This is a genomic window from Lentzea tibetensis (assembly GCF_007845675.1).
Taxonomy (GTDB): Bacteria; Actinomycetota; Actinomycetes; order Mycobacteriales; family Pseudonocardiaceae; genus Lentzea; species Lentzea tibetensis.
Genome location: NZ_VOBR01000043.1, coordinates 1 through 12,847, shown reverse-complemented (window position 1 = coordinate 12,847; position 12,847 = coordinate 1). Strand labels below are relative to the sequence as shown.

The following is a 12,847-nucleotide window of genomic DNA, read 5'->3' as shown; positions in this document are numbered from 1 at the left end:
TTCAGCCCTGCCGCGCGGGGCCGAGCGAGCTCTCCGCGCTGATCAGGAGGTTCGGGCTCGCCCACTGGAACGAGTAGCCCTTGGGCTCGACCGTCGACGACCCGTCCTTCTTCGTGTACTTGACCTCGACGTTCCAGTAGAAGTTGCCGTCGTACTGGGCGTTGACGATCTCGGCCTTGTCGATGTTCTTCCACCAGTTCTGGTAACCGGAGAAGCCGCCGCTGACCTTCCCCTGGAACGACTCGTTCAGGTAGGTCCAGCCCTCTTCGGGGTTGTCCGTCACGGTCTGGAAGTACTCCCGCAGCATGTTCTCCATGTCGTCCGGAGTCGGCTGCGTGGTCCACTCGCCGGCCTTCGGGCCCGCCGGCTTGGACTTCGACGACGGCTGTTGCTGCTGGGTCTGCTCCGACCCGGTCGGCGTGCTGCCGTTCGCCGTGTTGTTGTTGTCGTCGCCGTTGCCCGAGATGAGGCTCGCGATCATGATGCCCACCGCGGCCGCGATCACGATGGCCAGCGCGGTGACCATCGTCGACCGCTTGCTCTTGGGCTCCTTGCCGCCGGGCCGCGACGACGAGTACTGCGGCGCCGCGGCGGGACGGCCGTTCATCGGCTGCGGCGTCGGACGCGGCGGGGTGCGCAGGTCGACGCGCGTCGGGTTGGGCATGTTGCCCTGGTGCTGCGGCTGAGGCTGGTGGTGCGGCTTCGGCGGCAGGATCTCGCGCGTCGGGCCCGCAGGCGAGGACACCGGGGCACCGCGCCACGACGGCGGGTTCATCGGCGCGACCACGGCCGGCGTGAACGCGGGTGCGGCCTTGCCGTTCGCGACCGCGGCGAGGCCGTCGCGGGCCTCGGCCATCGTGGGGCGCTCTTCGGGGTCGGCGCGCAGCAGGCGCATGAGCAGCGCGGTCATCGGACCGGCGTTGCGCGGCGGCGTCACCTTGCCCGCCGCGACCTGGTGCAGCAGCGCGATGGTGTTCTCGCTCAGACCGAACGGCGGGGTGCCCTCGACGGCCGCGTACAGCGTCGAGCCCAGCGAGAACACGTCCGACGGCGAGCCGGGGTCGTAGCCCTTGGCCACCTCGGGAGCGAGGTACGCGGGGGTGCCGGCGAGCATGCCGGTCGCGGTGACCGTGACGTCACCGGTCGCGCGGGAGATGCCGAAGTCGGTGATCTTGACGGTGCCCTCGTCACCGAGCAGCACGTTGCCCGGCTTGATGTCGCGGTGCGTGATGCCCGCGATGTGGGCGGCGGCCAGCGCGGACGCGACCTGCATGCCGATCGACGCGACGTCCAGCGGCGGCAGCGTGCCGCGCTCGGACAGGACCGTGGAGAGGCTCTTGGACGGGAGGTACTCCATCACCAGCCACGGCTGGCCGTCGTCCTCCGCGACGTCGTAGACCGCGATCGCGTGCGGGTGCTGCAGGCGCGCGGCGATCCGGCCCTCGCGCATGGCACGGCGCTTCGCCTCGTCGGTGTCCGCCGCGGCGAGCCCTGGCTGCAGGAGCAGCTGTTTGATCGCGATCGTCCGGTGCAGGCGTTCGTCGTGAGCGGTCCAGACGATGCCCATGGCGCCGCTACCGATTCGTTGACCCAATCGGTAGCGACCAGCGACCAAGCGGCCATCGTCGGTCACGGTTGCTCCAAGTCGTACGGAATCTGGCTCTCTGTTCAACGTCTCATCACGCTGCCGGGTTCAGTTCACCCAACAGTGCGGTTACCCACCTTACGAGAATCAACGCCCCGTAGGTTGCCCGACCACGACGCTCGTCGTCGTGGGGGGCGTCGACACGGACGGCTTCGTCGTGGTCGTCGTAGTCGTCGTCGTGGTGGTTGTGGTCGTTGTCGTGGTTGTAGTCGTCGTGGTGGTCGTCGTCGTTTCCCTGGTGGGGGTCGATTCGGACGTGGTCGTCGTCACCTGTGAGCTTGGCGTCGCGTCGGTGGTCGTGACCGAGGTGGAGCTGTTCGTGACCGGCGGCGTGTCGTTCCGCTTGCCGTTGAACACGCCCAGTGCGAACAGCAGGCCACCCAGCGCCAGCAGCGTCGCCAGGAAGATCGCGGCGATCACCAGCGGCCGGTTGTTCGACGGCTTCGCGACCGGCGGCATCGGCGGTGCCGTGCGCGGCGTCGGGCGGACGACGCGCGTGCGGTCCGCGTCCATCACGGTCGTCGCCGCGGGACCCACCGGCGCCGGCAGCCCGGTGAACGTCGGCGCCCGGCCCGCCGCGACCGCGTTGAGCAGGTCGCGGGCCTGGCCCATGGTCGGCCGGTCGTCCGGCTCGTAGTTGAGCAGGTAGAGCAGCGCGTCGGCGAGCGGGTGGTCGACGGTCGGCGGGTTGATCCGGCCGGCGGCGACCGCGTGCAGCACGCCGAGGGTGTTCTCGCTGACGCCGTACGGCGGCTCGCCCTCCATCGCCGCGAACAGCGTGGAGCCGAGCGAGTAGACGTCCGACGCGGGCGTCGGGTCCGCGCCCCTGGCGATCTCCGGCGCGAGGTAGGCGGGCGTGCCCGCGATGAGGCCGGTCTTGGTGACCGTGATGTCGTCGCTGGCGCGGGAGATGCCGAAGTCGGTGATCTTGACGACGCCGTTCTCTGCGATCAGGACGTTGCCGGGCTTCACGTCGCGGTGCACGATCCCGGCCGCGTGCGCGGCGGACAGCGCGGCCGCGGCCTGGGCACCGATGTGGGCGACCTCGACCGGGTCCATCGGGCCGCCCTCGGACAGCGCGTCGGCGAGGCTGTACGACGGCAGGTACTCCATGACCAGGCACGGGACGCCGTCTTCCTCGACGACGTCGTACACGGCGATGGCGTTCGGGTGGTGCAGCTTCGCGGCGATCCGGCCCTCGCGCATGGCGCGCTGGATGGCCTCGTCCTTCTCGGCGGCGTCCAGTCCGGGCTGGAGGAGCAGCTGCTTGACCGCGACGACGCGGCCGAGGCGCTCGTCCTGCGCGCGCCACACGACGCCCATGGCGCCGGAGCCGATGCGGTCGAGGAAGCGGTAGCGATCAGCGACCAGCCGGCCGTCGGAGGTCGTCACTCGACCACCTCGGAAGAGATGAACTCTGAGCTGGGCAGCGTGACTGCGGCTGCGGCAGCAGATTTCACGCTTGTGGCTCCTCGTGCGGTGGTCTCGGGCGATGTGCCCGCAAAGAGTACCCCTGCGGTGACGCCACCCAGAGATGTCTCCGGGCCCGGCGTCACCGCATCGTAGGCGTACCCGCTACTAGGCGGGGGCGAAGAAGTCGAAACCGCCGAGGAGCGGGTCGAGGACGCCGAGGTCCACCTTGACCGGCGCGGTCGGCGTGCTGCTCGGAGGCGGCGTCGACGATGAGGGCGGCGGGGTCGGCGTGCTGCTCGACTGCGGCGGCGGTGGGCTGGTGCTGCTCGGCGGCGTCGGGGTCTCGCTCGACGGCGGCGTGGTGGTGGCCGGCGGCGTCGAGGGCTCGCTCGGCGTCTGGTTCGAGGTCTGCTCCTCGGTGGGAGCAGGCGTCTGCGTGCCGGGCTTCTGCTGCTGTTGCTGCTGCGTGTACGGGGCGACGCGCGGCTGGGCCTGCTGCGTCTCCTCCGCGCTCTCGGTGCCGGGAACCTGCTGGTCCTGCGTCTTCGTCGGGATCTTCACGACGCCGTTGTCGCTGGAACCGCGGGCCTGGACGCGCTCGTCGAAGCGCACCTCGGCGAGCGGGCGCTCGTCCGGCGAGGACAGCCAGCTGGACGCGCCGAACGCGACCGTGCCGCAGAGCACGACGCCACCGCTGGCCGCCGCGACGAGCTTGCCGACCGCGAAACCGCCGGTCTCGGCGGCGTCCTCAGCGCGGCCTTCGCGGCGCAGGAGCTCGGTGATGTGCAGCTCGCGACCACCGGGAGTGGTGGCCTTGCGGGGCTTCGGAGTGACCGCGGTGAACCGGATGGTCGGCTCGTTCGTGTCGTCTTCGATGTCCGCGATCACCGCGTCGGTGATGACGGGGATCTCCTGGGTCTCGGCCTCGCGCCGGGCGATCAACTCTGCGACCGACAGCTGTGTGGTGGTGGCACCATCCAGCCGACGTCGTTTGTCCTCGTTCGGCACCGCTCGTTCACCCTTCCAGGTTGCGTCTGCGCACTGGCGGGATCATGGATACCGAATCGTGACCCTGGGCGTAACCCCTTTGGGGCAATTTTCTCGAAAGAAACAGCGTTTCGGCGACGAGCGGTCACCGTTCGACTGCGAATGGTCAGCTGCGCTGGGCTGAAAGGACCTCGGTGCCGATGATGCGCGGTGTCGATGTGTCAGTCAGCCAGAAGAGCTGCTCGAGCCTCAGCCAGCTCCCGTCGCGCTCCTGCATGGACACCACGGCGAGCACCGAGCCGTCCTGCCGGAGGACCGTCTGGTCCACGTTGACGGCCTGGATCATGCCCCAGGACCGGACGAACTCCTCGGGGTCCGCGCCGACCAGGTCGGGCGACAGCAGCTTCGTCGCCGACGCGGGCGCGGTGGTGAGCAGCTCGTAGAACCGGCGCACCACGTCGATCTGCGGCTGCGGGCCGGTGGAGACCAGCGGTGCGGAGATGTCCGTGGCCGGCGCGGCCGACGGCTCCATGACCAGCGCCGGGGGTGGCGGCAGCTGACTGGTCGGCAGCGACTGCTGGTGGTCACCTGGCAGCTTCGCGGCGAGGACGTCCGGACGCAGCGCGCTCGCGCCGGACAGCGCGACCGGGCGCTCGGTGTGCGGGACGCCGGTGTTCACCGGGCGGTTGCCCGCCAGGATCGCGGCGGCGGCGACCGACGCGAACAGCACGACGCCGCCGGTGATCAGGCCGGCCGCCTTGGCTGCCCGGCCGCTCGACTTGCGGCGACGGCGGTTGTTCTCCGGCTCGCGCGGGCCGAGCAGGTCGAGGACCAGCGTCTCGGTCGCGGCCTCGTCCGGGGTGGGGATGCGGATCGGGGTCGGCTGCTGCTTGATGAGCTCAGCCACGCTGATCGATCCGGCGCGGGTGTGCCGCCTGCCGGTCGTCGCGGGACGCTGCACTGGCCTGGCCTCCGTACTCTTCGTGGTCACCAGAAGACGTACCGTGACCTCACGCGTCAACGCCAGCTCGTTGGCGGACTTCAGTCGTTCGTGGCGGTCAGCGGTCGCTCAACATCGCCTGATGGTGTCGATAACTACTGTCGGTTGATGCGGTGCTGACCTTTAGCCGCCGGACGAGAGACGTTCGCCGTTGATGAGCGGCAGGTCGGTCAGCGTGAACCGGAGCTCGCGCTTCTCGGTGCTGACCGAGCCGTCCTTCTTCGTGACCTGGAGCAGGCTCACGGTCAGGCCCTGCGACGGGTCGACCGCGATCTCCTTGACCTCGATCAGCGACACGTCCGCGAGCCTGCCCTCCAGCAGCGCCTCGGTGTTCGCCTTGAAGTTGTCCGTCGTCAGCGCCATCGCCGTGTCCGCGTTGGTCGCCATCTCCCGGTAGAACTTCTCGGTCCGCTCGGCGATCTTGCCGCCGTCCACGACGGGCACCTGGCCGCCGGGCAGCGTGGTGACGATCGGCGGCTGGGTGGTCGGGCGCGCCGTCGCACCGCCCGTGCGGTCCGGCGCGGCCGACGACCCGCCGGTGCCCTGAACGGGCGCCGAGGCGGGCGCGCGGGTGCCCGTCGGCCGCTGACCGGCCGTCGACGCGGGCGGGTTGTTCTCCCGGATGCCGGTGATGATCGGGATGTCCGACGGGTAGCCGGGCAGGCCGATGCGCTCCACCGGGCCGTTCGCGCCGACGAGCTTGGCCGCGGCGATCGTGAGGCCGATCAGCACGCCCGCCGACGAGAGCACGGCGAACCACGCGGCGCGCTTCCAGGTGCGCGGCGGCGTGACCGAGGCGGGGACGAGGCCGATGTTGAACTTGCGCAGGCCATCGGTGTCCGACAGCGGATCGACCGGACGGCGGCGCGGCTGCGGCACTTCGTTCCCACCACCGGCGACCGGGGCCGCCGCCCCCGCGTCCAGGCGGTGTTTGCCCGGCTGTTCGTCCATTCCGAAAGACCCCTCTGCGACCTCCTCAGAGTAGGGCCGTTCAGCGGTGTCGAACCAACCGGAAGGGTGGTTTCAAGACGAGTGACACCCGTAAGTGTGAACTTTCAGGTTCCGCTGTTGAGCTTCTTGCGCTCCGTCTGGAGCGCCTGCGTGGCGGCGAGACCGCTGCCGCCCGCGATGAGCGCGCCGAGCACGTCCGCGGTGGTGCTGTCACCCGTGGTGATCAACAACCCGAGAAGTGCGCCCGCAGTGGTGACACCCGCGACCGTCCAGCGGCTGCGCACGTAGTTCGCGATCGGTGCGCCCGCGGCGCGCTTGTTCTTCGCCGCGGAGCCGAGCATGGCGAGGTATCCGTCGTGCGCCAGCGCGGCGAGCAGCCCGACGATGGCGATGAGTGCCGCGATGAGACCGATGACCATGCGTCCAGTGTGCCTGCGATTTTCCGCTGGGGACCATCGGTGACACCCCTGATATCTAATGGGAACGTGGAGATCTTCTGGCATGACGACTGCCTGGAGCACGACGCGGGTGCCGGCCTGTGGGAGATCCCCGGTTCCTGGCCGTGGCTCGACGTGCTCGAACCGCACCCGGAGAACGCGGCGCGGCTGCGGACGTTCCGCCACGCGCTGCGCCACGGGCCCGTCGCACCTCACCTGACGTGGCGAGAGGGCAGGCACGCCGTCCTGGACGAGCTGCTGCGCGTGCACTCCGCTTCCTACTTGTCCACGTTGCGGGTGTCCTCGCGCGTGGCGCTGGAGGTCAACACGGTCGCCGGGCCGTCGACGTGGCGTTCGGTGCTGGCCGCCGCCGGGACGGCGCTGGCGGCGCTGGAGTCCGGGGCGCCACTGGCGTACGCGCTGGTCAGGCCGCCTGGGCATCACGCGCAGCCGACCATGGCGGACGGGTACTGCTTCGTGAACAACGCCGCGCTCGTCGCCGAGACCGCGCGGCGGTCCGGCCTGCGCGTCGCGGTGCTGGACTGGGACGTCCACCACGGCAACGGCACCCAGGAGGTGTTCTTCGCCGAGCCGGACGTGCTGACGGTGTCCGTGCACATGCGGCACGGCTCGTGGGGGCCCAACCACCCGCAGACGGGCGCGCCGTCCGAAGTAGGCGCCGCGGGCGTGAACGTCAACATCGAGCTGTCACTGGGGGCGGGGGACACCGCCTACCTGCGCGCGCTGGACGAGATCGCGTTCCCGGTGCTGCGGGAGTTCGCACCGGACCTGCTGGTGTGCGCCTCCGGGTTCGACGGCTCGGCGTTCGACCCGAACGGGCGGCACAACCTGACCGCGGCCGGCTACCGCGAGATCGGCCGCAGGGTCGCGGCGTTCGGCACGCGCGTCGTGCTCACCCAGGAGGGCGGTTACCTGCGCGGGTACTCGGCGCTGTGCCTGCACGCGCTGGTCGAGGGGCTGCTCGGGCTCTCGCTGCTGACCGACCCGCTCGCCTACGTCCCGGATGACAGCCAGCTCGTCGACCGAGATCTCGACCTGGTGCGGGCCGCGGTGGGCCCGCACTGGCCAGGCGTCCTCTAGCGGCCGAGCGGACCGCGACCCATCTTGAGCAGGATCATCGCGAGGTCCTTGCCCTCGGGGCCGAGCGACTTGTAGCGGTTCAGCACGTCGATCTCGCGGTTGTGCACGATCTTCGTGCCGCCGTTGGCGATGCGGGTGGCTCCGATGATCTTGGAGACCTCGACGCGACGTGCGACGAGCCGCAGGATCTCGGCGTCCAGGTGGTCGATCTCCTGGCGCAGCTCGTCGATGTCCGGCGCGGTGGTGCTCATGGAGGTGAACCTTTCGACTCTGCGAGTCCTGGCCCGGCAGCAGCGAAGCCCCGGTGTCCGAGGACTCCGGGGCTTCGTGGTGGCTTGTCTGCGCTACGCGACCACGGGAGCCGGAGTCCGGATCCCGTAGAAAAACTCGAAGTGAGTCGCGCGCACGTCGACAGTGTGCCATACGATCACCAGATCGTGGGGGTCCATGTCAACTACAGAACGTGGCCAACAGGAGACACAACGTGAAAACCACCAGCGCCGTGCTGGCAGCCGCAGCTTGCCTGGCCGTCGCGGTACTACCGGCGAGCGCGGCCGAAAGACCGTCCTTCGCCGAATCGGGTGAGAGACCTCCGGTGTCCATCGAGCTCACGCCCGGCAAGGGTGTGGCGATCAACAAGACGTACGGCTACTGGGAGGCCCGGTCGTCCGCCGAGTTCTCGGTCAAGGTCACCGACAAGGGAGACGGTGATCTGGACGAGATGGACGCTTACGTCTTCGTCCCCGCCGAGGTCGAGGTGACCGGCTTCAGCGGCGAGGGCTGGGACTGCTGGGACGTTGAAGGCGGCATCGAGTGCCACACCGGGCACCTGGTCGTGCCGGGTGAGGCGTGGCCGACGCTGACGGTCCGCAACCAGGTTCATTCGCACATGAACGAGCCGGGCGCCATCGAGGTCTGGGTGACCACCGGCCGGTACGGCTGGGCGGGCGAGAGGGTTCCGTTCAAGACGAACACCAGCACCTGACGCAACCGATCCCCCAGTGGTACGTCCCTTGGGGCGTAAGTTGTTCAGACCACTGGGGGATCTTCCATGTTCAAGGTTGTCGCCGCCGTGTGCGCTGCCGCGGCCCTTTCTCTCGCTGTCTCACCAGCCGCCCAGGCGTCCGAGCCGTCGCCGGTGGCCATCCAGCTGACACCCCGCGACGGGCTCCGGGTGGACGAGGACGGCACCTGGATCGCCGACCAGGACGACTTCTACTTCAGGGTGTCCACCAGCGACGCCGGTGACGAGAACCTGGACGAGCTGACGCTGTTCGTCTCGATTCCCGACGAGATCGAGCTGTTCACCATCTCCGCCGAGTGGGAGTGCTGGGACGTCGACGGCGGCGTCGAGTGCCACAACCCGCGCCTGATGGTTCCCGGTGAGTCGTGGCCGGACCTGTTGATCTACGCCAGGGTGCACGACGAGATGGACGCGCCCGACTCGATCGACGTGTACGCCACGACCGGCGAGTACGGGCCCGCGCACGAAGGCGTGCCGTTCCAGACCGTCTGATCCGATTCTTTTCGCTTTGGGGGATTTTCGATGTTCAAGACTGCTGCTGCCGTGTGCGCTGCCGCGGCTCTTTCTCTTGCTGCGTCACCGCTCGCCCACGCCTCTGACGAGCCGTCACCGGTGTCGATCGACCTCGACCGCGGGATGGGGATGGGGGTGGACCGCGAAGGCACCTGGACGGCTAACACGTTCGGCTACTTCACGGTCGACCTCAGCGACGCCGCCGACGAGAACCTCGACGAGGTGTCCGTGTTCGTGTCGGTTCCGGACGCGGTCGAGGTGGCCGACTACAGCGGCGACGACTGGGACTGCTGGGACGTCGACGGCGGCATCGAGTGCCACAACCCGCAGCTCATGGTGCCCGGCGAGGCGTGGCCGACGCTGACCGTCCACCTGTACGTGCACGACCACATGGACGACGTCGGTTCGATCGACGTGTACGCCACCACTGGCGATTTCGGGCCGGCGCACGAAGGCGTCCCGTTCCAGACCAACACTCGCGTCTGACGTGCTCGTCGCCGGGTGGCACCGGACTGTCGGTGCCGCCCGGTAACGTGGACCCACGATGAGCGCCTTGTTCGACTTGCCCGCAAGTCACACCCCTTCCCGGTCCGATCACCTGCTCGCCGACCTGAACCCGGCGCAGCGCCGTGCCGTCGAGCACAGCGGTGCACCGCTGCTCGTGGTCGCCGGTGCCGGTTCGGGCAAGACCCGTGTGCTCACCAGGCGAATCGCTTACCTGCTGGCGGAACGGGACGTGCACCCCGGCCAGATCATGGCGATCACGTTCACCAACAAGGCAGCCGCGGAGATGAAGGAGCGCGTCTCCGACATGGTCGGCGGCCGCGCCAGGTCGATGTGGGTGTCGACGTTCCACTCGATGTGCGTCCGGGTGCTGCGCCGCGAGGCCAAAACCCTTGGCATGTCGTCGAACTTCTCGGTCTACGACTCCGACGACACGCGGCGGCTCATCACGCTCGTGGCGCGAGACCTGGACCTCGACCCGAAGCGCTACGCGGCCCGCACGCTCGCCGTGCACATCTCGAACCTCAAGAACGAGCTGATCTCCACGCAGGAAGCGGCCGACGCCGCGACCAACGACCTGGAGCGCCGCGTCGCCGAGGTCTACGCCGTGTACCAGCGGCGCCTGGTCGAGTCGAACTCGATGGACTTCGACGACCTGATCATGAAGACGGTCGAGCTGCTGCAGCGGTTCCCGGACGTCGCCGAGCACTACCGCCGCCGGTTCCGGCACGTGCTGGTCGACGAGTACCAGGACACGAACCACGCGCAGTACACGCTGGTGCGCGAGCTCGTCGGCGTCGCGGGCGGCGAGGTCCCGCCCGCCGAGTTGTGCGTCGTCGGCGACGCGGACCAGTCGATCTACGCGTTCCGCGGCGCGACGATCCGCAACATCGTCGAGTTCGAGCGCGACTACCCGCAGGCGACCACGATCCTGCTCGAGCAGAACTACCGCTCGACGCAGAACATCCTGACGGCCGCGAACGCCGTCATCTCGCGCAACCCGAACCGCCGCGACAAGCGCCTGTGGAGCGACCTCGGCGAGGGCGAGAAGATCGTCGGCTACGTCGCGGACAACGAGCACGACGAGGCCGCGTTCGTCGCACGCGAGATCGACCACCTGATCGACAGCGGCGAGTTCAACAACAGCGAGATCGCCGTCTTCTACCGCACGAACAACCAGTCGCGCGTGTTCGAGGAGATCTTCATCCGCCTCGGCCTGCCGTACCGAGTGGTCGGCGGCGTGCGCTTCTACGAGCGCCGCGAGGTCCGCGACGCACTCGCGTACCTCCGCACCCTCGCGAACCCCGAGGACACGGTGTCGTTGCGCCGCATCCTCAACGTGCCGAAGCGCGGCATCGGCGACCGCGCAGAGGCCTGCGTCTCCACCTACGCCGAACGCGAACGCATCAGTTTCGCCGCCGCCCTGCGCGAGGCCGTGCACGACCGCGTGCCGATGCTGAACCCCCGCTCCCGCAACGCGATCGCCGGTTTCGTCGAGCTGATGGACTCACTCGGCGAGATGGTCACCCGCGGCGACGACGTGGCGGACATCCTCGAAGAAGTGTTGTCCCGCACGGGTTATCGCGCCGAGCTGGAGGCGTCGGACGACCCGCAGGACCACACCCGCATCGAGAACCTGAACGAGCTAGTCACCGTCGCCCGCGAGTTCACCGAGCAGCCCCCCGCGTCCGAGGAGGACACGGTCGTGGTGGAGGGCTCGCTAGCCGCGTTCCTGGAGCGCGTGTCGCTGGTGGCGGACGCGGACCAGATCCCGGACGCCGAGTCCGACGGCGTGGTCACCCTGATGACCCTGCACACCGCCAAGGGCCTCGAGTACCCGGTCGTGTTCTGCACCGGCTGGGAAGACGGCGTGTTCCCGCACATGCGCGCACTGGGCGACCCCCAGGAGCTGTCCGAGGAACGCCGCCTCGCCTACGTAGGCATCACCCGCGCGCAGCGACGCCTGTACCTGTCCCGCGCACTCGTCCGCTCGGCGTGGGGCCAGCCGTCGGCCAACCCCGCATCCCGCTTCTTCGGCGAGATCCCAGCCGACCTGCTCGACTGGCGCCGCGTCGAACCCACGCGCGCGGCTCCCACGACAGCCACCACCTGGCGCCGCGGATCCACCGCCTCCGGCGGCCTGGGCTCCCGCCCCGCGCCTTCACGCGGCTGGCAGGACACCCCGGCGATGAAGCTGGATGTCGGCGACCGCGTCACGCACGACAAGTACGGCCTCGGCTCCGTCGTAGCCGTCGACGGCGTCGGGCCCAGGGCCACCGCGACCATCGACTTCGGCTCGGCCGGGACTGTTCGGCTCATGCTCATCGGCGGTGTGCCGATGACGAAGCTGTAGCTGCTCGTCTCTGGGGCTGTGGCTCCGGGGGTTGGGAGCGGGGCCGGGCTGGGGCCGAAGTGTGTTGAGGAACGGTCGGCTGCCGGTTCCGTAGTTGGGCCGCGCCCGTTGGGCGGTGCGGTGCTCGCCAGTGCGGCGGGCGCTCCTTTCCTTGGTACCTGCCGGTTTCGCCCTGCTCTCTTGGTGCCTGCCGGTTTGGTCGGTGCCCCTTTGGTTCGTGCCGGTTGGGGTGTGGGTCGCCTTTGCTTCTGCCGGTTTCGTGGTGGGTTGCTTGGCGTGCTGGCCTCGCTTCGCTCGCGGGGTCCACGCTGCGCCGTGGAAGTTGCGGGCTTCCGCACCCCCCGGTTCGTGGCTGACCTGTCTGTGGGGCCGGGGATTGTCGGTGCTGGCTGGGAGCATCGATTCGGGGGGTTCTCGTGCGCGGGGGACGCCCGCGCGAGCCTGGGACGCGGCCGCGAGCGGCGGCCCGCAGGGCCAGGGGTGTGTCGCATCGGGCGAAAGGCGGGCCCAGCCGCGGGTGGGTCGAGCTGGCGGGCCCAGCCGCGGGTGGGTCGAGCTGGCGGGCCCGGCGGCGGGTGGGTCGGTGTGCCGACGGAAGGTGAGGCCGACGGCAGGCGGGTCGGTGTCTACGGAAGGCGGGCACGACGGCAGGTGGGCTGGTGTGATTGCGGAAGGCGAGTCCGACGGCAGGTGGGTCGGTGTACCGACGGAAGGCGGGCCCGGCGGCAGGCGGGCAGGTGTGATCAGGCAAGGAGTGTGCGCGTCGGCAGTGTGCGGGGTGGTGGGCACCGCGCGATTGGGCCTTGACTTGGGGTGCGGCGTGGTACCCCTATCGGGCCGGCAGGTGCTCTTCCTGCCGGCGGAGCCGGCCCCACCACGCCGCGAGGGGCCCCAAGATGCTCCTATGGATGGTCAAGCC

General features: G+C 69.6%; 11 protein-coding genes and 1 pseudogene. 5 read left to right on the top strand and 7 right to left on the bottom strand.

The window, feature by feature from the left end:
* Window position 1: 1 nt before the first annotated feature.
* From FKR81_RS39650 to FKR81_RS39625, 6 genes are all read right to left on the bottom strand, one after another.
* Window positions 2-1,633: a serine/threonine-protein kinase gene (locus tag FKR81_RS39650; protein ID WP_146360168.1), complete on the bottom strand. Its 1,632-nt coding sequence runs from the start codon at window positions 1,631-1,633 to the stop codon at window positions 2-4.
* A 99-nt stretch (window positions 1,634-1,732) separates the two neighbouring features.
* Complete coding sequence (locus FKR81_RS39645; protein WP_235922180.1) at window positions 1,733-3,037, bottom strand: serine/threonine-protein kinase; 1,305 nt, start codon at window positions 3,035-3,037, stop codon at window positions 1,733-1,735.
* Window positions 3,038-3,223: 186 nt separating this feature from the next.
* On the bottom strand, window positions 3,224-4,066 hold the full coding sequence (locus FKR81_RS39640) for a hypothetical protein (RefSeq protein ID WP_146360166.1): 843 nt from the start codon (window positions 4,064-4,066) through the stop codon (window positions 3,224-3,226).
* Between the two features lie 145 nt (window positions 4,067-4,211).
* Window positions 4,212-5,036 carry a hypothetical protein gene (locus tag FKR81_RS39635; protein WP_146360164.1) on the bottom strand — a complete coding sequence of 275 codons (825 nt, stop codon included), beginning with the start codon at window positions 5,034-5,036 and terminating at the stop codon, window positions 4,212-4,214.
* Between the two features lie 132 nt (window positions 5,037-5,168).
* The gene (locus FKR81_RS39630) at window positions 5,169-5,996 is read right to left on the bottom strand and encodes a hypothetical protein (RefSeq protein WP_146360162.1); all 828 of its coding nucleotides are present in this window, start codon (window positions 5,994-5,996) and stop codon (window positions 5,169-5,171) included.
* Window positions 5,997-6,100: 104 nt separating this feature from the next.
* Window positions 6,101-6,415, bottom strand: a complete 315-nt coding sequence (locus FKR81_RS39625; protein ID WP_146360160.1) for a hypothetical protein — start codon at window positions 6,413-6,415, stop codon at window positions 6,101-6,103.
* Window positions 6,416-6,481: 66 nt separating this feature from the next.
* Here FKR81_RS39625 and FKR81_RS39620 point away from each other — a divergent pair, with 66 nt between their 5' ends.
* A complete protein-coding gene (locus FKR81_RS39620; protein ID WP_235922179.1) occupies window positions 6,482-7,534 on the top strand; it encodes an arginase family protein in 1,053 nt (350 codons plus the stop codon).
* On the opposite strand, the pseudogene FKR81_RS39615 reads toward FKR81_RS39620, so the two are convergent.
* Window positions 7,531-7,818 (bottom strand): annotated as a pseudogene (locus tag FKR81_RS39615) (chorismate mutase); the annotation flags it as partial. The gene FKR81_RS39620 and the pseudogene FKR81_RS39615 sit on opposite strands and share 4 nt — an antisense overlap.
* A 200-nt stretch (window positions 7,819-8,018) precedes the next feature.
* Between FKR81_RS39615 and FKR81_RS39610 the strand changes: the two are divergent.
* The 4 genes from FKR81_RS39610 (at window position 8,019) to pcrA (ending at window position 11,928) form a co-directional block, all read left to right on the top strand.
* Window positions 8,019-8,519 (top strand): hypothetical protein, encoded by a 501-nt coding sequence (locus FKR81_RS39610; RefSeq protein ID WP_146360157.1) that lies wholly within the window; start codon window positions 8,019-8,021, stop codon window positions 8,517-8,519.
* 66 nt (window positions 8,520-8,585) lie between these two features.
* Window positions 8,586-9,050, top strand: coding sequence for a hypothetical protein (locus tag FKR81_RS39605; protein WP_146360155.1), 465 nt, complete (start codon window positions 8,586-8,588; stop codon window positions 9,048-9,050).
* A gap of 30 nt (window positions 9,051-9,080) precedes the next feature.
* On the top strand, window positions 9,081-9,557 hold the full coding sequence (locus FKR81_RS39600; RefSeq protein WP_146360153.1) for a hypothetical protein: 477 nt from the start codon (window positions 9,081-9,083) through the stop codon (window positions 9,555-9,557).
* Between the two features lie 58 nt (window positions 9,558-9,615).
* Entirely contained in the window at window positions 9,616-11,928 is a 2,313-nt protein-coding gene (gene pcrA / locus FKR81_RS39595) for a DNA helicase PcrA (RefSeq protein ID WP_146360151.1), read from the top strand.
* Window positions 11,929-12,847 lie beyond the last annotated feature (919 nt).

Coding starts and splice junctions, on each gene's coding strand:
- FKR81_RS39630 (WP_146360162.1), bottom strand. CDS start 5,996: ATGGACGAACAGCCGGGCAAACACCGCCTGGACGCGGGGGCGGCGGCC.
- FKR81_RS39625 (WP_146360160.1), bottom strand. CDS start 6,415: ATGGTCATCGGTCTCATCGCGGCACTCATCGCCATCGTCGGGCTGCTC.
- FKR81_RS39600 (WP_146360153.1), top strand. CDS start 9,081: ATGTTCAAGACTGCTGCTGCCGTGTGCGCTGCCGCGGCTCTTTCTCTT.
- pcrA (WP_146360151.1), top strand. CDS start 9,616: ATGAGCGCCTTGTTCGACTTGCCCGCAAGTCACACCCCTTCCCGGTCC.
- FKR81_RS39605 (WP_146360155.1), top strand. CDS start 8,586: ATGTTCAAGGTTGTCGCCGCCGTGTGCGCTGCCGCGGCCCTTTCTCTC.